This is a genomic window from uncultured Thalassospira sp. (assembly GCF_963976115.1).
Classification (GTDB): Bacteria; Pseudomonadota; Alphaproteobacteria; order Rhodospirillales; family Thalassospiraceae; genus Thalassospira.
Map to the genome: position 1 here is coordinate 55,723 of NZ_CAXBJJ010000016.1, position 24,061 is coordinate 79,783.

Here is a 24,061-nt window from a genome sequence, read left to right on the forward strand (position 1 = left end):
CATTGCGACATATTGTTACAATGACATGGCAAAAGCAACCGCTGCTTTGGGCAAATAACCCGCATTTTCGGCCCCTTTTTCCGAATGTGAAAATGCCATGTTCATATATGCAGAAAATGCCGGAAATCTGCCGTTTTATGCCAGGTTTCAGGACTGTTTCTGACCCATTTTCACCAGAATTTTTTGCCCCTCGATTTTGCTGCTAATTGTATGAGGAAATTCGATTCGCAACACTGTATCGTTGCAGGTCAAATTCATCCCGTCACAGTCGATTGTCATCACTTTCCAACCTGGGGCGGAGTCGTTATTTTCCGGGCTGTGTGTTTGCACAATCTGGTTAATCAGTTCGTGCTGATCGGTATTGAGGTTTTGAACCAGGGTGTCGTGGTGGTGTGCCAGGTCCTGTGTCTGGGTTAAAACCAGTTGGTCGCCACGTAACCGCCGCTGCTTGCCAAAACCGCCCACCCAATAGGCAGCTTCAATCTCGACGCGGTAAAACGCGAAATCGGCAAAACCGGCATAAAGCCCGGCATCGGGTTGCAGTGTTAGATAGCGGCGCTTGAGGCGTTCATCTTCATGGCGGTGCGCACGGCCAAAAATTGTCAGGCGCTGGGTGTTTGTAACCGGTAAATTATCGTCCTTTTCGTCAGATGCCGCCAACTTTGAGGCGCAGGATAAAGGACGGAACATCAGCGAAACACGCGGATCATTGTGGATATGGCGGGTGTGATCTGCCAGCTCCGAAATCAGCAAAACAGGGGCACCGTCAATATCGATGACCGGCTGCACCATTGAGGCGACCGGCCAGCCATCATCGATTTGGCTGTGATCGTGGGCAAGGGTGGCAAGGGTGGCTTCCCGGGCGGCGCGCATCAGGCGGCGCAGGCTGGCGGCATTGTTAACGGGGCCGGTGGTTTGTTTCATGTCTGATGCTCCAATACGGGCAGGGCATAAACGTCGCATTATGGCAGGATAACCGGATATATTCCGGCTGCCCGCCCGGGACCGGCCCCCTGTAACCCCCTGTAACAGAGAGGCAGGGTAATAGAATATCAGTTTTTGTCGCTTTGCTGTCGGCGGGTTGCGGCGTTTTGCAGAATGCGCTTTTTCTGGCCGTCGCTGGCACTCCCCCACGCGCCGATTTCGTCAGGATTGCGGAAACATCCGGTACATATCTGTTTTTGCGGGTCAAGTTCGCATATGCCAATGCAGGGCGATGAAACGGCCATGTATGAAACCAGATTGATCCCGAATTTTTAAACCTGTCTGTTTTGTATCATTCATGCCAGGCGCACCAGCATAAATTTTGCTACGCCATGGCCGGTGCGCGGATCTCCAAACAAGCCCCTTTTGCGCAAGGGGGAAAAAAGGGGGGGCAAAAGGGGCTTTGATCGTTATCTGGCCTTTCAGGCGATAGGAAAGGCGTTATCCGTCACGGTCGGCAAACGGGTCGCTGACCTCTGTTTTTACAGGCGATCAAACCATTTGCTGACCTGGCGGTCGGCTTCTTCGCGTTCAACGCCATAGGCTTCTTGAATTCTGCCGACCAGTTTGTCGCGGCTACCATCAACGCGATCAATGTCGTCATCGGTCAGTTGGCCCCATTGCTGTTTGACGTTACCGCGCAATTGCTTCCATTTGCCTTCGATTTGATCCCAATTCATTGTGGATCTCCTGTCTTGTCATATCGGATGATGCGTTTTAAGGCGTCAGATCGCAGGGAATTCTGCGTCGACGAGATAATCTTTCTCGCCTGCCAACTGGTAATAGAACGATTTGTTGAGGCAGATGTTCCACAACCGCCCCTGTTAAGGCGCTTTCGTTTCCTGATTTTTACGTGCGCGTCCGTAATGCCGCTGTCAGAGGAAGCCGTGTTGCGACAAGTGCCGGAAAAGCCCCGCCGACAAGGCCGATTGCGAGGCTCAACAAACCCGCCGTTATCATGATGCCCGGCGTCACTGTAAGCGCAAACCCGATATTGGTATTGTTTGCCCCGACAGTGCTGGCTTGCCAGCCGTCAAAGATAAGCCACGAGGTTAAAACGCCAACGGCAGCCCCGATGGCGGCAAGAATAATGGCTTCGAACCAGGTTGCCAAAAATGCCGAAAGACGACTGAAACCCAGGGCGCGAACCGTTGCAATCTCGATCGTGCGATTGGAAACCGAGCTCATCATGGTGTTAAGGGCGCCAACGGTGGCACCAATGGCCATCAGAAGTGTCAGCGGCCAGCCAAATACCCGGATCAGATGGGAAACATGACCGGACTGGGCCGCATAAAGGCTGGCTTCCGAGACGGCAACGAGGGGTGTAATTGTTATCGTTTTTAGTCTGTTGTTCAGGCTTGCCAAAGACGCCGGGTCTTTGAGCCGCAAGCGCAGGCTTTGAACTTCCCCCTGACGGTCGAAAGCCGCGCGAACTGTGTCAAGGTTGGCCCATATTTCGGATTCAAATGCGCTGCCATGCGCCGAAAAATGGCCTGTTACTGTCCATTGGACCGAGCCGAGCCGGATGACATTGCCAATGTCCAAGCCCGGAAAGCGGCGTGCCAAATCATTGCCAACAACGATTTCGCGGGTGCCGGGCCTGAACATGCGCCCAAAAGACAGTACAATGCCGTCGCGGATTTCTGCACCTTGCACATCCATTCCGCGCAGTGCCAGTGTTTTTGAGGTGTCACCTGGAAGTTGCCTGACCTCGACAGGCACCACAAGTTCGCGCGACAAAACCATATTGCCGGTATTATCGCGCATGACGCCAATATCGTCGCCGATTGCCTCAATGTTACGGATCGCGCTGGCAGGCACATCAGACCCAGTTTCCTGGTTGGTGCCACCGCCAAGTATAACGGCAACCAAAGGGGAACCCGCACTGGCAAGGGCTGTCTCGAACCCTTTGGCCATGGCGAGAAACCCCACCAGAACCGCAACCACCAGCGCAATCGACAGCACCATGGAAACCGAGATTGAGAGGCGGCGTGGCAGACTAAAGAGATTGGCGCGGATCATCACGAGCGTTTGTTTAACCTGGGATGACATGGAACTTACCTTGTTCTGAAAGCTTTGATGATGGGGGTGCGCATGGCATTAAACGCGGGCAACAGACCGGTCATCAGGCCAAGCGCCAACAGAAGCACGGTGGCCTTGAGCGCAAGAAAGGGAGAAAAAACCAGCCCGAGTGCAGGCATGGCAAAGATGGTTGCAAGTTTGGCTAAAGCCAGACCGGTGAAGCCGCCAATGGCAAAAACAAACAGCGTCTCGGTGAGGATTAAAGTCAGGATCTTGCGATTGGAAAATCCGAGTGTCTTGAGTACCGCGATCTCGAATGTCCGCTCTCGGACTGCAAAAATCATGGTATTGATGACGATCAGTAAAAGTGTGACAAAGGCGGCACCGACAACCAGGTCGACAATCAATGTGATGTCGGCATATTGACGCAGAAAGGCACTGAGAAACTGTTTTTCCGACTGTGTGCGGGTCGGTGCGGACGAATTGGCAAAGAGATGGTCGATCCGTGCGGCAAGCTCGGCCGGGGATACAGACGGATCAGGACGCACAGCGAAGGTATCGACCCGGTCCTTGCCCTGTGTGCGTGCGGCATTGACATAATCAAAGCGGCCGATGGCGAAATAGGTATCGGTGCTTTTGCTTTCCCCGTCGAAAATACCTTTGATGTCAAAACGCCAATTGCGCCCGCCATCGGACCGGGTTGGTTGAAAGGATGTAAGGGTAATTCTGTCGCCAACCGACCAGTTCTGGCTTGATGCCAATGCACGGCCGATCAGCACGCCGTCGCGCCCCTGGTTTAAGGATTGTATCAGGTGCCGTGTCAGGCCAAGTTCCTTGCCGTTGACCGCAAGGATCTGTTCCGGGTCAACGGCGCTAAGCGCCATGACATTTCGTTCTGTATTTACAAAACCACGCAGGCGCGCAACGGGCGACACCGCTGCAACGCCGGGCTCGGCTTTGATGCGGGCGAGATAGGCAATCGGCAGGGTAAGGGGGCGCCCACCGGCATTCATGACACCAAGAACGTCTTCGCTTGCCCCGGCGGTTCCTTGTGAACCGTCGACGAAACTTGTTGCCAGGCCATAGATCAAAAAGGCGATGCCAACACAGATTATTAACAAGATGCTGCGAAGCGGCTTTCGCCAGGCGTTCTTGCGCGCAAGTTTAAGGAAGGTCATCACGCCGCCCTTTCGTTGTCTATGAACTGACCCTTGTCGAGGTGCAAGACCCGATTGGCAGAACGGGCTGCCTGGGGGTCATGTGTCACCATGATGATGGTCTTGCCCAGGTCGCGGTTCAGAAATGTCAGAATTTCCATCACTTCATCCGCAGATTTTCGGTCCAGATCCCCCGTCGGTTCATCGCACAGCAAAAGGTTGGGGTCTGATACAATGGCGCGAGCAATGCCAACACGCTGTTGCTGACCACCCGACATGACAGAGGGATGCTGCTTTTCGCGACCTTTGAGTCCGACAAGATCAAGCACGTTTGCCACTCTGCTGCGGCGTTCTGCTGCCAAAAGGGGTTTTAGCAACAAGGGCAGGGCGACATTTTCGGCAGCGGTTAGCATCGGCAACAGATTATAGAACTGAAAGACAATGCCCATGTTATGGGCTCGCCACGATGACCGTGCGGCTTCTCCCATTCTGTCGATACGCTGATTGTTGATGCGCAATGTTCCTGCATCCAGCGTGTCTATACCGGCCAGAATGTTAAGAAGTGTCGATTTCCCGGAACCCGAAGGCCCCATGATGGCGACAAAGTCACCCTGAGATATCGACAGATCCAGGTCGGAAAAAATCCGGATCGTTTCTCCGCCGATGCGATAGCTTTTTTGCCCATCTTCGAGGGCGATATAGCTGTTTTGCGTCATTGTGTTGCGTCTCCTGTTTGTGGGCTGCTTTCATGCCGTTGGGCCGGACGCGGCAGTAAAAGGCGGATGCGTGCCGCCATGTTTGGCCGAATGCCCTGTGGCGGATTGATGAGGGACAGGCGCAGCGTGATGGTGCCTTTTTCGACCGAAACGACGGGCGATAACCGGACGACTTCAAGCTTGAACGGGTGATCTGGAAAACCATCCAGAAGGGCTTCTCCGCGTAATCCCGGATGCAAGTTCGCCATATTTGTCTCGGCCACATCGGCGTCGATCATCATGTTTTTTGTATCGGCAAGGGTCAGCAGGCTTTGGCTGTCGCGGACGCTGTCAGCACGTGCAAGTACCGTGTCGCCGGTATGGGCGTTTAACCGGGTAACTGTGCCGGCAAAGGGCGCGCGGATAATAAGTTCTTCCAGGCGTTCTTTTGCGATGCGGATGGCAAGGTCGGCATCGGCAATTTCCTGCCGGGCTTTGTCAACGCCGTTCGCGGCACTGCGCCATGCCGTTCGTGTTTCATCCAGCCGTTGTTTCGATACGGCATCGCGCCGGGCCAGAATTTCGATACGGTCAAGCGACGCGCGGGCCTGCTTGAGATCGATCATGGATGCCGCAAGCGAGAGATTGGCGCTGATCTTGTCGGCCTGGGCCTGTTCGAGGGCAAAGCGGGCGGTTGCGTCCTCAAGTTTAATCAGAATTTGCCCTTTTTCGACCCTGTCACCGGGCTGAACCGCAATATCGGTGATCCGGCCTTCATATTTGGAGAAAACGATTGTGGTGCGCGGGGTAACCACAAAACCAGAACCGGTAATCTCTGTTAGGGGGGCCGTAACCGGTGGCGCAGAGGAAAGCTTGTCGGGTTGCTGATCTGCTTGTGCAAGCGATGCGGGAATGCGTGCTTCGGTGGTCTTGCCTGAAGCATTGGTCACCGAAAAAAACATGCTTTCGATTTGTAAAAGCAGGGCAGGTTCATAGCGGAAGGTGAAAAACGCCGCTGTTATGGCGGCAACCAGTATGACGATGGCAAGGGTAACCAGACCGAAGCGTTTTGCCCGCCGTGGTGGTGCATCCGCAGGTGGCTCAAACGAAAGAGATTTGAGCGTGGCGGCAAGTTTGTTGGTGTGATCGGTGACTGTGTGCATGTCGGCAACCTTGCGGTTTTGATCAAGGGTCGTGGTGATGCCGACATCATGCAGGATGGGATAAAATGCGAGACCTGAAGCGTATTTCAGGTCGTCCTTAATCGCGATTCAGGTCAAAATATTTCCGCAGAGGCCTTTTGTGCGACGCCCCGCCCGTCGCTTTGCGTTTTCTTGCGCCATTCAAGGGGCGACATGTCGGTAACGCGGCGAAATTCCCTGTTGAAGTTCGACTTGGTCTGAAAGCCGACATCGAACATGATTTCGGTGACAGGGGTGGTCGTTTCCGCAAGCAATGTGCAGGTTTCGGCAATTCTGTATTCGTTGACATATTGTGAAACGTTCTTTCCCGTCGTCCGGTTGATGGCAGAGGAAATCTGACGCGACGGCATTGTCAGTTTTCGCGACAGGCGGTCAAGATTAAGGTCGGGATCACGATAGACATGCCGGTCTTCCATCAGGGCCTCTAGCGCGAGGATGGTTTCTTTGTCTTCGGCCAGGTTTGGTTTTTGCGTGGTTTCCGGTGTTTCGACCGGCACGTGACTGCGGCTGGCAACGCTGGCGGCGGTTGCGAGAATGAAAAAGGCACCAAGATTGCCAAAGGTAATGACCTTTATGGCAAGCGCGCCATCGGTCCAGAGGAAATCAAGGAAAATGAACATATCGAGAGCGGCAGACAGGGTAAGGGCAAAGGCGGCAAAGAGGATGGCGTGGTAGGTGGATGTGGCCCCTTCGAAGGGGGCCAAACGCAATGCATCCGTGCCATGCCGCATGAGCCGCAAAATAGCCCCCGCATAACCGATAAAGATAAGGATAAGTGCAACGTCGATTGCCCAGGTGAGAGTTACCATACACAAAACAACGATGAGCGCTGGCAGAAGGTGAAAACCCAGCCGGGAAAGGCGCGACCGGTTGTTTTTGCGCACCAGTCGAGCGACCCCAAGATAGGTGAGCGGTGGCATAAAGGCTGCTGTTACAGGCGTTATATACATGGCTGCTTTTACATCATACCCCCAGTGCAGACCGGAAAGAACCGATTGAAACGCACCCAACAGGATGAGTGCCAGAAAGGGAACATTGGCCGTGGTGCCGTTGTCTCGCTTTATAACTGCGACAAACAGGATAAGCAGCAGCAGGGCGACAACAAAAGGAAGAGGAATGAACAGCATTTGGCAGCCTCGGGTTCCGGGATGGCAACAACCTCCTGATTTTGCCGAAAACGATGGCGAGAGGCGACCTCAATCGTGATTGAGGTCAGAAATGATTTTGCAACGAGATTATAATACCGGCACGGTATTACCCGGGATTTTGGCGGGGATTGATCCGATGACTTCTTCGGGCTATAGCCGGTGGGCAATTTTATTTTGGAGTGTGTGAAAGCGCACAAGGCGTGCAGCACGGAGGAAAATGATGCGCGGTTATTTCGGGATCGGGATCGAGGGGGCCAGTAAACCCTTGAATGTCGGCACCCTGTTTCGGTCGGCCCACGCCTTTGGTGCCAGCTTTGCCTTCACCGTTGATGCGGATTTTGAAGACGAAACCAGCAATGCCACCGATACCTCCAAGGCATCCGAACAGATGCCCTATTATCATTTTCCCGACCTCGACAATATGATGCTGCCTACCGGCTGTTCGCTGATCGGGGTGGAATTGACCCCCGATGCGATCGAGTTGCCCAGTTTCAAGCATCCATCGCGTGCGGCTTATGTTTTTGGCCCCGAACGCGGCGATTTGTCACCCGAAACCCAGGAACATTGCGACTTTATCCTGAAAATTCCGATGAAATTTTGCATCAATGTGGCGATTGCCGCCAATATCGTGATGTATGACCGGTTAATTACACTGGGCCGTTTTGCCCCGCGCCCGATCCGTGCCGGTGCCCCGATTGAAGAAAAGCCGGTGCCGTTTCACGGGCGCCAGTTGTTTCGCACCATCAAAGACAAAAAGAAAGCCAACCCCGAAACCTTTCGCCGTGCCCCGCCGCCCGATTACAGTGTGGTTGATGGTGCGCTTGTTGAAAATGACGATGATGATTAATTGATGTTTCGGTCTGTCTTTTAAGGGGCCGACATAAAAAAACAACGACCATGCGGGAGGCAACATGGTCGTTGTAAGGAACCACCGGGTATCAGGGGATGGCCGGTGGTTGGGGGATGGTGTCGGGTCAGGCGGCTTTGCTGCTGCCCGGGGTGTTTGTATCGGTGTTGCTTTCGATATCGTCTTTATCTTTGCCGCTGGGGCGGCCCTGCGGGTTGCGCAGCAAATTGGCAATCATGTGCATTCCGGCATTGCCCTGAAGGGTTAACAGGCTTTCGGGGTGAAACTGCACCGCACTGATCGGCAATGACGCATGGCGAATGCCCATAATCACCCCGTCACTGCTTTGCGCTGTCACAATCAGGTCCTTGGGCAGGGTATCAGGGTTGGCAAACAGCGAATGATACCGCCCCACCACAATGTTTTCGGGCAGGCCCGAAAATAGCGGGTCATTGGCATCAAGCCGCACCTTTGACGGTTTGCCGTGCATGGGGGTTGCCAGTTGCCCCAGTTCGCCACCAAAAAATTCGACAATGCCCTGAAGGCCAAGGCAAACGCCAAAAACCGGCAGGCCATGTGCCAGCGCACGTTCGATATTGCCTTTCAAATTGTAATCATCGGGGCGGCCAGGGCCGGGCGATAAAAACACCAGATCGGGTTTGTAATCATCAAACACGGCATCGGGGAAGCCGGGCCGCATCGTCAGGGTTTCGGCCCCGGTGGCGCGGATATAGCTGGCAAGGTTTTGCACAAAGCTGTCTTCATGGTCGATCAGCAATACCCGCTTGCCAATGCCCGACCGGGTCGGGTCATCGACTATACTATCGCTATCAGGCCGGGTGATGGCATCAATCATCGCCGATGCTTTTAAAACCGTTTCGGCTTCTTCGGCGGCGGATTGCGAATCATACAGCAATGTTGCCCCGGCGCGGACTTCGGCCACCCCTTGTTTAAGGCGCACGGTGCGCAATGTCAGGCCGGTATTAAGGTCGCCATTGCATAAAACTGCGCCAATCGCCCCGCCATACCAGGCGCGCGGGCTGCGTTCGACATTTTCAATATGGGTCATGGCGGCCCGTTTGGGCGCACCGGTTACGGTAACGGCCCAGCAATGGGTTAAAAATGCATCAAGGGCATCAAACCCGGCGCGCAGGCGGCCTTCCACATGGTCCACGGTGTGGATCAGGCGCGAATACATTTCGATCTGGCGACGGCCAATAATACGGATCGAACCGGGGTTGCAGACCCGTGCCTTGTCGTTGCGATCCACATCGGTACACATGGTCAGTTCGGATTCTTCCTTGGCCGAGTTCAACAAGGTGCGAATGTTTTCGGCATCCTCAATCGCATCGCGTCCGCGCGCAATGGTGCCCGAAATCGGGCAGGTTTCCACCCGTTTGCCGCTGACGCGCACATACATTTCGGGCGAGGCACCAATCAAATGTTCCCCGTGGCCCAGATTGATCAAAAAGCCATAAGGGGCCGGGTTGCGCCGTTTTAAACGGCGAAAAATTTCGGACGGGGCGGTGGTGCATTCGGTGCGAAAAACCCGTGATGGCACCACTTCAAACAACTCGCCGCGGGCAAAGCGCGGTTTGGTGTCATCAACGATGTTGGCATATTCGCCTTCTGCCATATCGTTTTGCACAACGTAATTATTGCCATGCGATGGCGGATGGGCGGCACCGCTGCGCGCCAGTCCCTCGGTGGTTTCGCCGGTGGTGGCGCTAAATTCATAGTCAAAACGCATGGCGTGGCGGGCGGCGTGGTCAACCGTGATGATGCTGTCGGGTAAATACAGGTGCAAATCCTTATGATCGGCCGGGCGGTCCTGTTTTAAGGCAATCTGTTCAAATTGCAGGGCCAGGTCATAGCCAAAACTGCCATATAGCCCTAACCGTTCATCGCCATTATGGGCAAACAGGTCGCGCATGGCACGGACCACCGAAAACAGGCTGGGTTGCTGGCTGCGTTCTTCTTCGGCAAACCATTTGGCGGGCTGCGCCACGGTGCCATAAAGGCCGTCATCACCACTGGTTATGCCTTCGACATGCGGGTGTTTTTCCAGCACCAGGGCAATAATGGGCAGCAACACCCGGCCCCGGTCATTTAAGGCATGAAGGGCAAAACCCCGGTCGCGACCGGTAATTTCCAGTGGCGGTTGGGCAAACCCCATATCCCAGCGCGAATAACGCCCCGGAAACTCATAGGACGATGACAGTAAAACGCCCTTTGCCGCATCCAGGCTGTTAATCAGCCCGGCGGTGGCGGTTTCGTAATCAATGTCGATCTGGCGGCGTAAAATGGCAACGCCACCATCGCTGACATATCGGTATTCACCAGCAGGGATGTCGTCGTTGGTCGCATTGTTTGGCGAAGTCTGGAACGGGGTGGTCACGGGAAGTCTCCTGTTGTGGGGCACAGCCACAGACGGAGAATGTTTTTCAGATGGAAAATGGACATGCCTGAAAACAAAAAACCGCCTGTAAATCAGGCGGCCGGAATATGGTCAAGACATGGGGTTGGCCGCCCGCTTTAAGCGCGCCACCACCAACGATTTGCAATGCGGATCGGGGTTATGTCTTGTGTTTTCATGGGTAAAATATGCGCGGGCCGAAAGGGCACGTCAAGGCTTTTGATCAGATGAACGGTTTTCGGGCCATTATCGATTTCGCGCGCGGTCGGAAACCTCGATCCGCAGGGCTTTGCGGCAATGCGGGCAATACAGGGTATCGTCAACGATATGGCCGCGATGAACCTCGCGCACATCGTTGATGATCAGTTCGGCCTGTTCATCGGTCAGGCCCAGTTCTTCCTGATGTTCTTGCAGGCGGGCGCGCATGGCATCGGTCAAATGTGCCCCGCCATATAAATGCTGGGCGGCGGTCTGACGATAGGTTTCTTCGCGGCGACGCAATTCACTGCTAAAGGCCGATGCTAAAATACCGGCAGGCACGGCAACCATGACAATGCCGCTAAGTGCTATGAAGGCAGCCAGAATTTTGCCGCCGACCGTAACGGGCACCACATCGCCATACCCTACCGTCGAGAGGGTAATGATCGACCAGTACAGGGTTTTGGGCAAATTGCCGAATGTTTCGGGCTGTATCTGGTGTTCGAGCAGATAAATCGCGCCTGAACTGAAAATCAGAAAGCAGGCCAGCCCGGTGCTGGCTGCCCCCAACATACCGATTTGTTGGCGCAGAACAGTTGTCAGCAGGTCCATCCCGTGGGAATAGCGGGTAAATTTCAACAAACGCAGCAACCGCATGATACGGATGAAGCGCAAATCGATGCTGGTGAGCAACAGCAGAAAAACCGGTAAAATAGATACCAGATCCACCAGGGCCATCGGGCTTGCAATATAGCGCAACCGGCCGAACCGACCGGCAAAACGTTCGTCATCCGGCGCGCTCCAGATGCGCAGCAGATATTCCAGGGTAAAGGCCGAACTACAAACAATTTCAATGCCCCAGAACCAGTCGATATGGTTGCGGGCAAAGGGTTCGACGGTGTCCATCACCACCGATGCAACATTGATCACAATCAGCAGCGACAATGCCCCATGCACGGCCATCGTTACCGGTTCGCGGCGCTCCTTGGCGCGCAAAATATCCGAACAGCGTTGGCGCAGGGTTTGACTCATGAAGAAAGGCTCCGTCTATGACTTTTATGTCGCACCAAAATGCGATCAGGTGGTCATAGTGCGCATCGCTATTTCAGAAAACAGTAATTTATTGATGATGGCAATGACCCTTGTTGTATCTCAATAAAAAAACCGTGCAACGCCCTCATCGGGCCAGCGCACGGTATATTGTTCGTGCAACGGGTTAATATCCAACGGGTTAATATCCCTTGGCCGCGCGAATAAAAGCATTGATCTTGCGCGCATCTTTGACACCCCGGGTGCGCTCCACCCCGGATGAAACATCTACCCACGGCGCGTTGGAAATTTCAACGGCTTCGGCGATGTTTTCGGGGTCAAGGCCGCCTGCCAGCATCCAGTTGCTTTTCCAGTCGCGCCCGGCCAGCAAGGTCCAGTCAAAGCTGACGGCATTGCCGCCAGGAAGGGCGCTGTCTTTGGGGGGCTTGGCATCGAACAGCAAAAAGTCGGCAATGCCGTCATAGATGGCAGCGGCCTGGTCCAGATCTTCTGCCGTGCTGACAGAAATGGCCTTCATCGCACGCAGGCCAAAAACATCCTGCACTTCTTTCACCCGGTCCGGCGTTTCGCTGCCATGCAACTGAATAATATCAAGATTTCCGGCTTTCACCGCGTTGGCAATGGCCTCGTTTCCGGCATCGACAAACAGGCCGACTTTTAAAATGCTGTCGGGCACACGTTCGGTCAGGGTTGCGGCCCCGTTTAGGGAAATGTGACGCGGGCTGGGTGGGAAAAATACATAGCCAAGCGCATCTGCACCCGCGCTCATGGCGGCAAGAACAGCATCTTCGCTGTTGATACCGCAAATTTTAACCATACAGCTCATGGCAGATCCTGTTTGTAATGATTTGACGTAAAGGCGTGTTGCTATTTTTAATTATCAGAAACCTGTCGCATTCAACAGGATATTTCTAAAAACTGCCGCTTTACACTGGCGGGCAGACGGTTGCTGCGCTATTTTCCGGCCATGAGCAAGCATCAAGGCCCAGCCGCGGGCGAAACCGGCGATAAAACAACCCACTTTGGTTTCCGCGATGTGCCGGAAAACCAGAAAGCATCGATGGTGCGCGAGGTGTTTGACACGGTCGCGTCCAAATATGATGTGATGAACGATCTGATGAGCGGCGGTATTCACCGCCTGTGGAAGGATAGTTTCATCAACGAACTTAAACCGCGTCCCGACATGCGTCTGATCGACGTTGCCGGGGGCACGGGGGATATCGCCTTTCGCTTTTTAAAGCGCGGCGGCGGGGCGGTCACGGTGTGCGACATCAATTATGAAATGTTGCATGTCGGACGGGACCGGGCGGCCAATCACGGGCTTTTGAAAAATATCGACTGGATGGTGGGCGATGCGCAAAAATTGCCGCTGCCCGATCAGTCGATGGATGCCTACACCATTGCCTTTGGCATTCGCAATGTCACCCGTGTGGACGAGGCTTTGCGCGAAGCTTACCGCGTTTTGAAACCCGGCGGGCGGTTTTTGTGCCTGGAATTTTCCAAGGTGGTCGTGCCGGGGTTTGACAAGATTTACGATCTGTATTCCTTCAAATTGTTGCCCGAAATTGGCCGTATGGTTGCCGGTAACCGCGAGGCGTATCAGTATCTGGCAGAAAGTATCCGCCAGTTCCCGGATCAGGAAACATTCGCCCAAATGATCCGCGATGCCGGGTTTGGCCGGGTGCGTTATCGCAATCTGTCTGGCGGAATTGCCGCGATTCATTCTGGCTGGCGAATCTGAGGGCCATTTCACATGATCCGCTTTGTTCGTAACAGTTTTCGCCTGATCACCATGGCGCGAACTCTGGCTCGCCACGATGCCCTGTTTCCGCTTGACCTGGTGCCAGGCGGCAAGGTTCTGGCGATGCTGGCCCGTTTGACAGCGCCCTTTTCCGGTGGATCAACTCTGCCCCAAGGGCGCAGGCTGGCCCGCGCCCTTGAAGAACTGGGCCCGGCTTTTATTAAATTGGGGCAAACCCTTGCCACCCGTGCCGATCTGATTGGCGATGATGTTGCTGCTGATCTTTCATCTTTGCAAGACAGGTTACCGCCCTTTCCTGCCAGCATTGCCAAACGGTTGATTTCCACCCAGCTGGGTGCCCCGTTTGACGCGCTGTTTGTTGAATTTGATGAAATTCCGGTGGCTGCGGCATCTATCGCGCAGGTGCATTTCGCCAAAACCCTCGACGGTCGCGAAGTGGCGATCAAGGTGTTGCGGCCCGATATTGCCGTGCGCTTTGCCCGCGATCTTGACCTGTTTTACTGGGTGGCAGAAATTGTTGAATGGACGCAACCGCGCCTGCGGCGTCTAAAGCCGATTGAAACCATCAAAACCCTGGAAGACAGCGTTAAACTGGAAATGGATTTCCGGTTCGAGGCATCGGCAGCTTCGGAATTTCGCGAGAATTTCAAGGACGATCCCACCTATTATATCCCGGAAATTGACTGGGAACGCACCGCCCAGCATGTTTTGACCATGGAGCGGGTCAAGGGTGTGCGTATCGACAATGTTGATGCGCTTGACCAGATGGGCATTAATCGGACCGAATTGTTGGCAAAGGCCGCTGCGGCCTTTTTCCAGCAGGTGTTCCGCGATGGTTTTTTTCATGCCGATATGCATCCGGGCAATTTGTTTGTTGATGAAACCGGCCGCGTCAGCGTGGTTGATTTTGGCATTATGGGCCGGGTGGACCGCCAGACGCGGCTGTATCTGGCTGAAATGCTGCTGGGCTTTTTGACCCGCGATTATCGCCGGGTGGCCGAAATTCATTTTGAAGCCGGTTATGTGCCGCGCAACCAGTCGCTGGAAAATTTCCAGCAGGTGTGTCGCTCCATCGGCGAGCCGATTTTGGGCAAGGAACTGGCCGATATTTCGGTTGGACGGCTGTTGGGGCAGTTGTTTCAGGTGACTGAAACCTTTGGCATGGAAACCCAGCCCCAGCTGTTGATGCTGCAAAAAACCATGATCGTGGCCGAAGGCCTGTCGCGTATTCTAAGCCCGAACGAAAACATGTGGAACCTGTCGCGCCCGCTGATTGAAGAATGGATGCGCGATAACCTTGGCCCCGAAGCCAAAATTGCCGAAGCCACCCGCCAGGCCGGGGCGATGTTGCGTCGCCTGCCTCGTGTGATCGAGGCGGCGGAGCGGGCATCGGGCGTGCTCACCGAACAGGGGCTTAAATTGCATCCTGATACCGTGGCGGCCATGCGGGGCCGTGGGGGTAAGGGCGGCGGCAGTATTCTGAAAAACGGTGTTTTGTTGTGGGTTGCGATTATCGCGCTTGCGGTTGCTGTTATTTTAAAATAACGCGTTACGGCTGGTGGTTATCGGTTTGAATGTTGTGCTTTGGCATAGGATGAAAGCGGTCATGGAAAATCAAAGTCAGGTTGAAATCAGTTGCGATAAAAGCCAGGTCGATCTTGATTATTGCTATGGTTTTATCGCCAATGCCTATTGGTCCATGAACCGGTCCCGGGCGGAATTTGAAAAGTCGGTTGAAAAATCTTTGTGTGCCAGTGCGTTTTGCGATGGTCGGCAGGTTGGTTTTGCCCGTGTTGTGACCGATCATATTTCAATTGCCTACATCGCTGATGTTTTTGTCGATGATGCCTATCGGCGGCGCGGCATTGCGGCCAAGCTTGTGAATGCTTTGCATGGACATGCTGATATGGTGCGCGTCAAACGCTGGATGCTGGGCACCCGTGACATGCATGCGGTTTATCGCAAGCTGGGTTATCGCGAAATTGACGACACGATGATGATGCGCATCAACGAAGAAGCGGTAACGCATCCGCCTTTGAGATAGGGCTGTTTTCATTTTAGCCGCTGGTCGCGATATGTACCATGCTTGAGGGTTAGCTTGGGAATTGAGGCAGCTATTTTGTGCGTTATCAAACTCGCGTTAGATGCTGTCTCAAGAATGCATATCAATGCCCCTTATTCTTCCATCGCCATGAAAACATCCCATGGCGGAATGTTGCCAAATTCCATATTAAGGTGGTCAAGAAATCGTCGGAGTTTGAGCGAGTTGTACCGCTTTGTTGGATATACAGCATGAACCTTTAAATCCGGCGTTTTATGGTCTTCTAATAAAGAGTGAAGAGCGCCGGTTGCGATAGATGGTCCGAAAACAAAGCTCGGTCCATATGCAACGCCAGCACCCGTTAATGCTGCTGAAAGCAAGATCTGCATGTTGTTTGCGGCAAGGCGGACAGGTCCGTTGATGACGTGTGTTTTTCCATCTGGATCGGTCAAATTCCAATCTCCGGGAGAAATAGCGTCTGTGAAAATCAGCCTTGGCGCCAAGCTCAGATCTTCTATTGTTTTTGGCACACCATATTGTTTCAGAAATGACGGCGCGGCACAGTACACCATTCGGCATGGAGCGAGGGACCTGGCGATAAGGTCGGAATCTTGAAGCTGACCGATGCGGATTGCGATATCCACGCCTTCTTCTATCAAGTCCACATAGTGATCACTCAGCAAAGTCTCGATAGAGACATCGGGATACGTTTCGAGGAAACTTCCTATTACCGGGCCAAGATGCATGGCACCGAATGTCGTTGGTGCGGTAACCCGTAATGTTCCCCGAACATTCGTTTGGGCTTCCTGTGCTTCGATATTTGCATCCTCTACAGCTTCGAGGATTTGTTTGCACCGTATGTAATATGCCTTTCCTACCTCGGTCAGTTTTAGCATTCGGGTGCTTCGTTGCAGTATTCGCACCTGTAATTGTTCTTCAAGTGACGAAACATGTTTGCCTGCCATGGATTGTGATAATCGGAAACGACGCGCAGCACCAACAAGACTGCCTTCCTCTACTGCTGCGACAAACACGGCCATGCTGGTTAATCGATCCATTTTCCATTCCATTTGATAATCAGAATATCAAGTGATGATAAATATCATCTGATTATATCGTACGAAGTTTAGATCTAAATTGCCACGCATCGATCACAGGAGATCGAATCACCGAAGAGGTATGCAATGAAGATTTCATCGAACGGAATAACTTTACATGTTGAAGAACAGGGGAAAGTGGGAATTCCACTGATTTTTCTGCACTATTGGGGTGGATCGTCGCGAACATGGAAATATGTAACATCTGAACTGGCAACGGATCATCATACCATTGCCATTGACCATCGTGGTTGGGGGCAATCTGAAGCGACGGAAAGTGGTTATACCCTGGCAGACCTGTCGGCTGATATTGATGGAGTGATCAAGGCGCTAAATTTGCGCCGTTATGTCTTGATCGGTCATTCCATGGGCGGCAAGGTCGCTCAGTTGATGGCATCGCGTCGCCCTGCCGGTTTGGTTGGTCTCGTGCTTGTTGCTCCATCGCCGCCTACTCCCATGGCTCTGTCGGCGAAAGCGCGAGAGAGTATGGTTGGTGCTTACGACAGTCGGGCGGCAATTGAGGCTACGATCGACAATATGCTGACCGCAAAACCGCTTTCACCGAGCGACCGTGAACAAGTAATAGAAGATAGTATGAAAGGTGCCCCAACTGCGAAATTGGCTTGGCCAAGGGGCGCAAGTCAGGAAGACATTACCGATCAGATCGGTAAAATAAATGTCCCAACTCTTATCATCAGCGGCGAGTTGGACCGGGTAGATACACCAGATGTGCTGAGAGCGGAATTGCAGTCTCGTTTGCCTCACACTGTTATGTCTGTTTTACCGGGAACCGGGCATCTCTCGATGCTGGAATCCCCTCGCGAATTGGCCTTGTCTGTTCGCAGGTTTTGCGCGCAGTTCACCCAATAGAATGATGCATGTGCATTTTTCCGCATGGTAATTTTTGCCAGAAGGCGTGAAAACCTGCAAGGGGGCTGCCCATATTAACAAGCCCGAACCTGGTGCCTCATCGTTTTCCTTTAGACAAAAAGGCACCCCATCTGTTGCCGGGTGCCTTTTTGTGCCAGGGGCGCCAAATTTTTGGCGTTCAATCAGCTTTCGCGCACATCATCCAGAAAACTGCTGACTTCGGTGCGCAAAGTGCCAGACTGGGTGCCAAGTTTTTCGGACGCGTCAAGAACAGGCTCCGGCAAGTTCTTGTCAGGCAAAAAGTTGCCGATACCTTGGCCGTGGCAGCCGTGAATGGACGGTTACGGCTCTTAAAGAAGTTTTTCTTTTTGGGGGCGATGAACTACCGGGTCATTGTATATATTATAATGAGATATAGCCATTTTTGTTCCCTGCAAACACTTTTTGATCAACCAGTGTAAATGGTTGCAAAAGATAAGAATTACACAGTGCCATTGTTAAAAAGGCCGTGCCCTTGTTGCGGAAAGCCGCCAAGGTGAGTGCATGTTTGTGCTGCGATTTTACTAGCTATCTTCAACGCTTCTTCTATATCGGCACCGTTGCGCCAATTGACCAGAAAGTTGGCAATATAAGTATCACCTGCACCGGTGGTGTCGATCACATCAACCGGGTTGCTGACAGTTTGCCATTCTTCTTTTCCGTTCGATGCAATGCTTCCCAAAGCACCACACGTCACCACAGCAAGCTGGTGCCCCTGTTGCAGAAGACGGGCCAGTTCCTTTCGGGCAAGATCAAAAGATTCTCCTACCGAGCCAAAAACCACGTCCATCGGTCCACCTTCGTCATTCACCGCTATGTCACGAGACAGGGTTACGCCGGTATCGGCCAAAGCAGTACATAACATGTCCGTCCCCTTGAACCACCCGACATGAACGTGAGACATCGTGCGTAAATGATCAATATCTTCCGCAGAAGGTCGGTAAGCTGCGCACGCGCCGAACTCCTCAAACGCAAAGATCCTGTCCCCTTCCGGGCCATGATTGATATTGGTATAGGCGGTGATTTCGGGCAGGAATTGCAGATGTTTCACATCGACATCATTTTCCATCAAAACATCCTTAGTCCAGATACCGTCAGTGTCATTTCCGACGGCTCCGAAATAGAAAGAATTGTTCTCGGACTTGGCAATATGGACAGCCACATTGAGCGCGTTGCCGCCAACGCGGGCCCAACCCTGATCTAAAAATTTGTCGATGCAATTATCACCAACTGCTGCAAAATCGAGTGCAGGCATTCGCAAACCCTTTAAATTTACCGCAAGTAAGAATCAAGGTTCGGGTGCATAGCACCCAAACCCGTCATCCGGTCATTTTTTCAGGCTAGTATGTTACACGCTTGTAGTATCGGCGTGTAACTAATGGATGATCCCGCATTACCTCCAGATGGGCGCTCAGACGTTCCAGTAAGGTGGCCATAAAGGCTGGCGAAAGAAGAGCCCGCATTTGTGGTGAAACGGATCGAGGAACAAAATCGGCAATTGCAAGTGTTGTAAAACAGTCGGTATATTGTGGTGCGAAATTGGCCACACGTTCGGCCAGGGCATCATATTCATCCTCACCACGGAACAGGATAAGGCTGACACCTTTCTCGATCAGTTCGAGCGGGCCGTGAAAGAAATCCGAAGCGTGAACCGGGCGAGTTCGGATCCACTGCATTTCTTCAAGAATACAAGTGCTGTAATAAAGAGCAGCAGGCCACATGTTGCCTGCACCGGTGAACATGTGATAGTCGGCATCAGCGATTATCTTTGCGTAATCTTCTGCCTTTGGTTCAAAGGCTTCTTTTGCTTTCAGTAACATTTGCGGAATGGTCTGAAGTTCGGCAACCAACTGATCATAATTGTCGATTTCACCGCGGGATTTCATCACAGAAAGCGCCACAAGAAGCGCCTGGATGTAGAAAGATTCACTAGAAGTGTCGTCCTCGGCAAAATTGACAAGAGCCGTATTGCCTCCGTCACCCAAAGGTGTGTCCTTGTGACCTATCATGGTGATGACCGTTGCCGGGATTTCTTTAAGTTTCTCGAGCATGGCCACACTTTCCCTGGTGGTTCCCGAGAGGGATGGCATTACCACAATGGAATTTTTGGTAAGGTTACTGCTGCCAGTCAGAACAAGTTCAGCGGGATAGTCTTTGTAAACGGGAAAAGAGGAATGACGATTGAGCAACTGAACAGCGGGTTCCATGAGATAAGCCACGCCCCCCGTGCCAAGGAAAAAGAGATTTTTTGCCCCTTTTGTCATGGCATCCACGATTGCCGCGTCAATCGCCGGAGCCAGTGCCACGGCACCCTTCTGGATTTTCAGAAAGCGCGCTTCATCAAAATTAAACATGTCTTATCCTTACTTTACAGTGCCCATTCTCGGGCATTAGGCAAAAGTCCAGCGAGCGCGTACAAAAAGCACGCGAGACGAAATGTCCGGTTTCGGACGTGGGAAAACGAAAAAGTCTAGAGTTTCAATGCCTTTGCCCGATCAGAAAGTCTGGCAGTTGCTTGGGACAGACGATTTCGCCGGGAGATAACGGTTTCCTGGTCTGCATCCAGCCGCGCCTGCATTTCCGATAACATATCTTTGACAATTGCCGGGGCTGGTCCACCGGGTACATTGCGGGAAGCAACAGCACTTATCGGATCCGTCCAGCTTTTAAGGGTGCTTTCATCGAGCGCAAATGTTCGGCCGATCTCGATCTCGGCGGCCTTGTTAAGTATCGCGACGCTTAGGTCTTCAGCATTGCCGCCCTCGGACACAACCATTTGAACCGCGTGCCCCACGATATGATGCGCATCACGAAAGGAAATTCCGTGTTCACGCACCAATCCGTCGGCCAGATCTGTCGCTGTCGAGAAGTTCTCGTTACAGCGGTGCCGGAGTTTTTCGGCTGATGGCGTGGCGGTCTCGAAGATCAGAGAAAGCAGGGGGAGTGTGATGTGCAAGCGGGCAAACGTGGACCAGGCATCTGCTATCCCCTCGCGCGCACTGTCGAGACCGATGGAGTAGTTCGACCCTTTGATCGCAGAAAGCGCCCCGGTCAATGCACCAATGCTGCGCCCGGCTTCGGCACGAAAATATTCCAGAGGCAGCATATTTTTCTTTTGGGGCATGATTGATGAAGTGCCCGCAACCCGGTCCGGAAAGCCAAGGCTTCCGAATTCCCAGGTGGTAAAAACGTAGAAGTCAGACGCCACACGAGACAACAACACCTGCAGACTCGTCACCCCCCACAACAGTTCGGTGACAAAATCACGTGACGCAACGGCATCTAGTCCCGGCGTGGCAATGGTATCAAAGCCAAGCAGATCTGCGGTCATTTGCCGGTCAATGTTGAAAGAAGTGCCCGCAAACGCGGCCGAGCCCAGAGCACAGGCATCAGCCCGATCATAAACAGCGGCGATACGATCATGCTCTCGTTCCAGCCCTCTAAGGACGTTGGACAGATAATAACCAAACGTAATTGGCTGTGCCGGCTGCAGATGTGTATAGCCGGGCATCACAGTTTCGGTATGTTTCGCCGCCGAATCAAGGCAGGCCTGCCGGGCCCTGTTCAGTTCGCTTAGTATATCAAGGCACGTGTCGCGTACCGTCATCCGATCAATGGTCGATCCGATATCATTGCGGCTGCGCCCAATATGCAGCCAGCCCGCCGTTCCTTTGCCAATGATTTCGCTCAAACGATTTTCAAAAGCAAAATAACTGTCCTCAAATTGAGGATCCAGATCGATGCTTTGATAACCATCGTTACGGATCTGTTCAATACCGCGCAATAGATCAATAGCAATTTCTTTGTCAATCAGCTTGCGGTCTGCAAGCATAATGACATGGGCTTCGTTCAGGGCGCACATGCGTTCAAGAGCGGCAGTGTCAAATCCCAGCATTGAGGGTTTGTAAATCGCGTTGGCTACCTCCTCGGCAGTACGTTCCGTCAATCGGGCACTTACGGAATTCTTCATTTCATTTCATCCTTATAATGGTGAAAAACGGGAAGTGCGTCAAAAAGGGTTTGTGCTTCCCTAATGAAAGGCAGCGCCAAAATAAGATCGATCCCGGACAACGGACCCCGGAAGCCATAAGCCGAAAACCCGCTTACATGTTCGCTGTGATGCGTTTTTGATAGCTGAAACGTGGTCAGGCATTTGTTGGAACAGTGGTTTTAATCTCTCGAATCCTGGCTTCGAGTGCGGCTTTCTGATCTTCGCGTCGATAGGGTTTCAGGAAATGTTTTTCAAGACGTCCTCCCAACTGGGAAATCAGCCAGCAAAGCAGGAAATAGACCACAAGAATGGAGCCGTAGATCAGATAGGCCGGGCTGCCCCCCTGCATGATGGTGGTCTGTTCGATGATTACTTGCCCCGAGCGAAGTAATTCTGTTGCGCCAATAATGGCCCCTAGCGATGTTGCCTGCACCAAAGCCGTGATCAGGCTGATATAGGGCGGCAATATCACGGGCATGGCTTGCGGAAGGATAATCAGAAACATGCTTCGGACGGGGTTGAAATTGAAGGCCAATGCCGTTTCTCGCTGCCCCTTGTTAACAGACATCAGGCCAGCACGCAGGATGTGGGCACCGTTGGCACCTCCCCAAATGGAAATCGAAAGACTGCAGGACCAGAAGGGGCTGAGGCTGATGCCAGTACTTGGCAACATAAAATAAACCATCAAGACATTGACCATGAGCGGGACATCGCGCAGCAATTCCACAAGCGTGAAACTCATTTTACGCAGCAATCTGTTGTCGGACATCATGCCGGTAACCAACACAATGGCAGATACAGTTCCACCGAGAACCACAGCCAGCGACAACAACAGCGTCATCGTGAAACCGGAAAACAGAAAAACGCGATATTCATATAATAACGTCATGGATTATCTCTCCGCATATGGCCGATTGAGGCGTTTTTCCAACTGTTGGCCCAGGTTGGATACAGCAATGACAACGACGAGATAAATCACACAAATGGCCAGGAACATTTCCGTTGAACGAAATTCGTAAGCAATCCTGTCAACCGCAACAAAGGTAAGTTCAACCAGACCAATTGCCTGTAAGTAAGCCGAGTTTTTGATGGTCGCGACAATGGTGTTGAGCATCGACGGCAAAGCCACCCGAGCCGCAATGGGAAAGACAACCATCAAAACATGATGAATCTGACCAAGACCAAGAGAGGCAGATGCGTCGCGCATGTCTTTTGAAACAGACGACAAGCCTGCCCGGAAGCTTTCAATATGAAAAACGCTGGCCCAAATCGTAAGCGCCACAACGCCGGACCAGAAAATGGACAATTTCAACCCAAGGCTTGGCAGTCCGTAAAAAACGAAGAAAACTTGAACAAGATAGGGGGTGCCTCTAATGAATTCCACGTAGGCAATAACAGGATAGGCGAGAATTTTAAGTGGGGAGACCCTGAGGATACATCCGGCAATGCCAATCAATAAAGAAAAGCAAATTGCCAGGCCGCTAACCATTAGCGTCATGCCAAGGCCGCGCATCAAATCCGGCAGGGCGTCAATTATATATCCCCAATCGAGAATGTTCATGAGCGTTCCAGAAAAGATCAGGATGAAGGGGGAGAGAAAGAGAGCCGTTGCTAGAACGACCCTCTCCTGGCGGGAAAATTACAATTTGGGAGGTTGTTCCAGGAACCCTTTTTCCATTACCTTTGCCAGAGCAGGTTCTTTCACGAATTCGGGAATGACTTTCTGATAAAAACCTTCGTTACGAAGTTCGTCCAGAACAGCATTCACGAATGCTTTCAGTTCGGGTTCGTTTTTGCGTAAACCGATGCCATTGACACCCAGATCCAGCCCTTCTTCCACAACACGCAGATCGTCGTAATTGGCCGCCAGCGTGTAGATCAGCCCGCCATCTCCCACAAAACCGTCAGCGCGTCCCTGACGCAATGCCTGCACACCATCAGCCGTGGTGTTCAATTGCAGCAATGAAAGACCGGGAATGTTTTCCTTTAGCCATTTGATCTGGGAGCCACCCTTCACAATCAGAAGGCTTTTGTTTTCGAGATCCGAAAGTTTCTGCACCGGGCTGTCTTTAGGGACGAGAACATTTGACGTTCCCCAAAAATAGATGTTGGAGAAATCAATAACTTCCTCGCGAGCCGGAAAACGTCCCAGAGTGGCGAGAATCAGGTCAACCTTTCCTGAATTCAAAGAGGAAATGCGGCTTTCGCTCGTCACGCAGGAAAGGACAGCCTTGTCCGCAGCACCAAACGCGAATTCGCCTATTTTTTTGGCCATTTCGACTTCAATACCGATGGGTTCGCCGCTGGTGCCGGTCGCCCCAAATGGCGGGCTGTCACATTTTACACCAATCCGGATTTCCCCTTTCTCCTTGATGGCGTTTGGTAAGGACGGCATCTCCTTTGCCTGTGCGAGTGTGCCAATACCACTGATAAAAATTGCTCCAAGCAGCACTTTGCCGAAGTTGCGTGTAAAATGTCTCATACGTCTGACCTTTCTGTTGGAAGATGATGATTGAATACAGTTAGGGCCTGATCTTTCTGG

At 52.7% G+C, this 24,061-nt stretch carries 23 protein-coding genes; 5 read left to right on the forward strand and 18 right to left on the reverse strand.

All coding sequences use genetic code 11. The features are described 5' to 3' along the window. Positions 1 to 147: 147 nt before the first annotated feature. The 8 genes from AAC086_RS19255 to AAC086_RS19290 form a co-directional block, all read right to left on the reverse strand. Positions 148 to 924, reverse strand: a complete 777-nt coding sequence (locus tag AAC086_RS19255) for a DUF2470 domain-containing protein (protein ID WP_339781162.1) — start codon at positions 922 to 924, stop codon at positions 148 to 150. Between the two features lie 128 nt (positions 925 to 1,052). After that, a complete protein-coding gene (locus tag AAC086_RS19260) occupies positions 1,053 to 1,229 on the reverse strand; it encodes a DUF1289 domain-containing protein (protein ID WP_339781164.1) in 177 nt (58 codons plus the stop codon). A gap of 237 nt (positions 1,230 to 1,466) precedes the next feature. Further along, positions 1,467 to 1,664, reverse strand: a complete 198-nt coding sequence (locus AAC086_RS19265) for a CsbD family protein (protein WP_339781166.1) — start codon at positions 1,662 to 1,664, stop codon at positions 1,467 to 1,469. 169 nt (positions 1,665 to 1,833) lie between these two features. Continuing rightward, positions 1,834 to 3,036, reverse strand: a complete 1,203-nt coding sequence (locus AAC086_RS19270; RefSeq protein ID WP_339781168.1) for an ABC transporter permease — start codon at positions 3,034 to 3,036, stop codon at positions 1,834 to 1,836. A gap of 5 nt (positions 3,037 to 3,041) precedes the next feature. After that, positions 3,042 to 4,184 carry an FtsX-like permease family protein gene (locus AAC086_RS19275; RefSeq protein ID WP_339781170.1) on the reverse strand — a complete coding sequence of 381 codons (1,143 nt, stop codon included), beginning with the start codon at positions 4,182 to 4,184 and terminating at the stop codon, positions 3,042 to 3,044. Continuing rightward, positions 4,184 to 4,879: an ABC transporter ATP-binding protein gene (locus AAC086_RS19280; RefSeq protein WP_339781171.1), complete on the reverse strand. Its 696-nt coding sequence runs from the start codon at positions 4,877 to 4,879 to the stop codon at positions 4,184 to 4,186. Before AAC086_RS19280 ends, AAC086_RS19275 begins: the two co-directional genes overlap by 1 nt. Continuing rightward, entirely contained in the window at positions 4,876 to 6,021 is a 1,146-nt protein-coding gene (locus tag AAC086_RS19285) for an efflux RND transporter periplasmic adaptor subunit (RefSeq protein ID WP_339781172.1), read from the reverse strand. Before AAC086_RS19285 ends, AAC086_RS19280 begins: the two co-directional genes overlap by 4 nt. A 113-nt stretch (positions 6,022 to 6,134) precedes the next feature. After that, positions 6,135 to 7,187: an AraC family transcriptional regulator gene (locus AAC086_RS19290; protein WP_339781174.1), complete on the reverse strand. Its 1,053-nt coding sequence runs from the start codon at positions 7,185 to 7,187 to the stop codon at positions 6,135 to 6,137. Positions 7,188 to 7,425: 238 nt separating this feature from the next. On the opposite strand from AAC086_RS19290, the gene AAC086_RS19295 reads away from it, so the two are divergent. After that, complete coding sequence (locus tag AAC086_RS19295; RefSeq protein ID WP_339781176.1) at positions 7,426 to 8,055, forward strand: RNA methyltransferase; 630 nt, start codon at positions 7,426 to 7,428, stop codon at positions 8,053 to 8,055. A gap of 127 nt (positions 8,056 to 8,182) precedes the next feature. Here AAC086_RS19295 and AAC086_RS19300 read toward each other — a convergent pair whose 3' ends face one another. The 3 genes from AAC086_RS19300 to AAC086_RS19310 all read right to left on the reverse strand — a co-directional run bounded on the left by AAC086_RS19300 (position 8,183) and on the right by AAC086_RS19310 (position 12,545). Continuing rightward, the gene (locus AAC086_RS19300; protein WP_339781178.1) at positions 8,183 to 10,453 is read right to left on the reverse strand and encodes an anthranilate synthase component I; all 2,271 of its coding nucleotides are present in this window, start codon (positions 10,451 to 10,453) and stop codon (positions 8,183 to 8,185) included. A 264-nt stretch (positions 10,454 to 10,717) separates the two neighbouring features. Next, complete coding sequence (locus AAC086_RS19305) at positions 10,718 to 11,701, reverse strand: ion transporter (RefSeq protein ID WP_339781180.1); 984 nt, start codon at positions 11,699 to 11,701, stop codon at positions 10,718 to 10,720. Positions 11,702 to 11,900: 199 nt separating this feature from the next. Next, entirely contained in the window at positions 11,901 to 12,545 is a 645-nt protein-coding gene (locus tag AAC086_RS19310) for a phosphoribosylanthranilate isomerase (RefSeq protein WP_339781182.1), read from the reverse strand. A 141-nt stretch (positions 12,546 to 12,686) separates the two neighbouring features. Here AAC086_RS19310 and ubiE point away from each other — a divergent pair, with 141 nt between their 5' ends. From ubiE to AAC086_RS19325, 3 genes are all read left to right on the forward strand, one after another. Then, positions 12,687 to 13,460 (forward strand): bifunctional demethylmenaquinone methyltransferase/2-methoxy-6-polyprenyl-1,4-benzoquinol methylase UbiE, encoded by a 774-nt coding sequence (gene ubiE / locus AAC086_RS19315; protein WP_339781184.1) that lies wholly within the window; start codon positions 12,687 to 12,689, stop codon positions 13,458 to 13,460. A gap of 12 nt (positions 13,461 to 13,472) precedes the next feature. Further along, a complete protein-coding gene (gene ubiB / locus AAC086_RS19320; protein WP_339781186.1) occupies positions 13,473 to 15,026 on the forward strand; it encodes a 2-polyprenylphenol 6-hydroxylase in 1,554 nt (517 codons plus the stop codon). 61 nt (positions 15,027 to 15,087) lie between these two features. Further along, entirely contained in the window at positions 15,088 to 15,525 is a 438-nt protein-coding gene (locus tag AAC086_RS19325) for a GNAT family N-acetyltransferase (RefSeq protein ID WP_339781188.1), read from the forward strand. Positions 15,526 to 15,656: 131 nt separating this feature from the next. Here AAC086_RS19325 and AAC086_RS19330 read toward each other — a convergent pair whose 3' ends face one another. Next, on the reverse strand, positions 15,657 to 16,580 hold the full coding sequence (locus tag AAC086_RS19330) for a LysR family transcriptional regulator (RefSeq protein ID WP_339781190.1): 924 nt from the start codon (positions 16,578 to 16,580) through the stop codon (positions 15,657 to 15,659). A gap of 126 nt (positions 16,581 to 16,706) precedes the next feature. Between AAC086_RS19330 and AAC086_RS19335 the strand changes: the two genes are divergently transcribed. Continuing rightward, on the forward strand, positions 16,707 to 17,489 hold the full coding sequence (locus AAC086_RS19335; RefSeq protein ID WP_339781192.1) for an alpha/beta hydrolase: 783 nt from the start codon (positions 16,707 to 16,709) through the stop codon (positions 17,487 to 17,489). A 481-nt stretch (positions 17,490 to 17,970) separates the two neighbouring features. Here the strand turns inward: AAC086_RS19335 and AAC086_RS19340 are convergent, their stop codons facing one another. The 6 genes from AAC086_RS19340 to AAC086_RS19365 all read right to left on the reverse strand — a co-directional run bounded on the left by AAC086_RS19340 (position 17,971) and on the right by AAC086_RS19365 (position 24,001). Next, positions 17,971 to 18,783 (reverse strand): PfkB family carbohydrate kinase, encoded by an 813-nt coding sequence (locus AAC086_RS19340; RefSeq protein WP_339781194.1) that lies wholly within the window; start codon positions 18,781 to 18,783, stop codon positions 17,971 to 17,973. A gap of 85 nt (positions 18,784 to 18,868) precedes the next feature. After that, positions 18,869 to 19,882 carry an SIS domain-containing protein gene (locus tag AAC086_RS19345; RefSeq protein ID WP_339781195.1) on the reverse strand — a complete coding sequence of 338 codons (1,014 nt, stop codon included), beginning with the start codon at positions 19,880 to 19,882 and terminating at the stop codon, positions 18,869 to 18,871. A 116-nt stretch (positions 19,883 to 19,998) separates the two neighbouring features. Next, the gene (argH, locus tag AAC086_RS19350; RefSeq protein ID WP_339781196.1) at positions 19,999 to 21,498 is read right to left on the reverse strand and encodes an argininosuccinate lyase; all 1,500 of its coding nucleotides are present in this window, start codon (positions 21,496 to 21,498) and stop codon (positions 19,999 to 20,001) included. A 175-nt stretch (positions 21,499 to 21,673) separates the two neighbouring features. Further along, positions 21,674 to 22,408 (reverse strand): amino acid ABC transporter permease, encoded by a 735-nt coding sequence (locus AAC086_RS19355; RefSeq protein WP_339781198.1) that lies wholly within the window; start codon positions 22,406 to 22,408, stop codon positions 21,674 to 21,676. 3 nt (positions 22,409 to 22,411) lie between these two features. Further along, positions 22,412 to 23,080 carry an amino acid ABC transporter permease gene (locus AAC086_RS19360; RefSeq protein ID WP_339781199.1) on the reverse strand — a complete coding sequence of 223 codons (669 nt, stop codon included), beginning with the start codon at positions 23,078 to 23,080 and terminating at the stop codon, positions 22,412 to 22,414. A gap of 78 nt (positions 23,081 to 23,158) precedes the next feature. Then, positions 23,159 to 24,001, reverse strand: coding sequence for a transporter substrate-binding domain-containing protein (locus AAC086_RS19365; protein ID WP_339781200.1), 843 nt, complete (start codon positions 23,999 to 24,001; stop codon positions 23,159 to 23,161). Between the last annotated feature and the right edge of the window lie 60 nt (positions 24,002 to 24,061).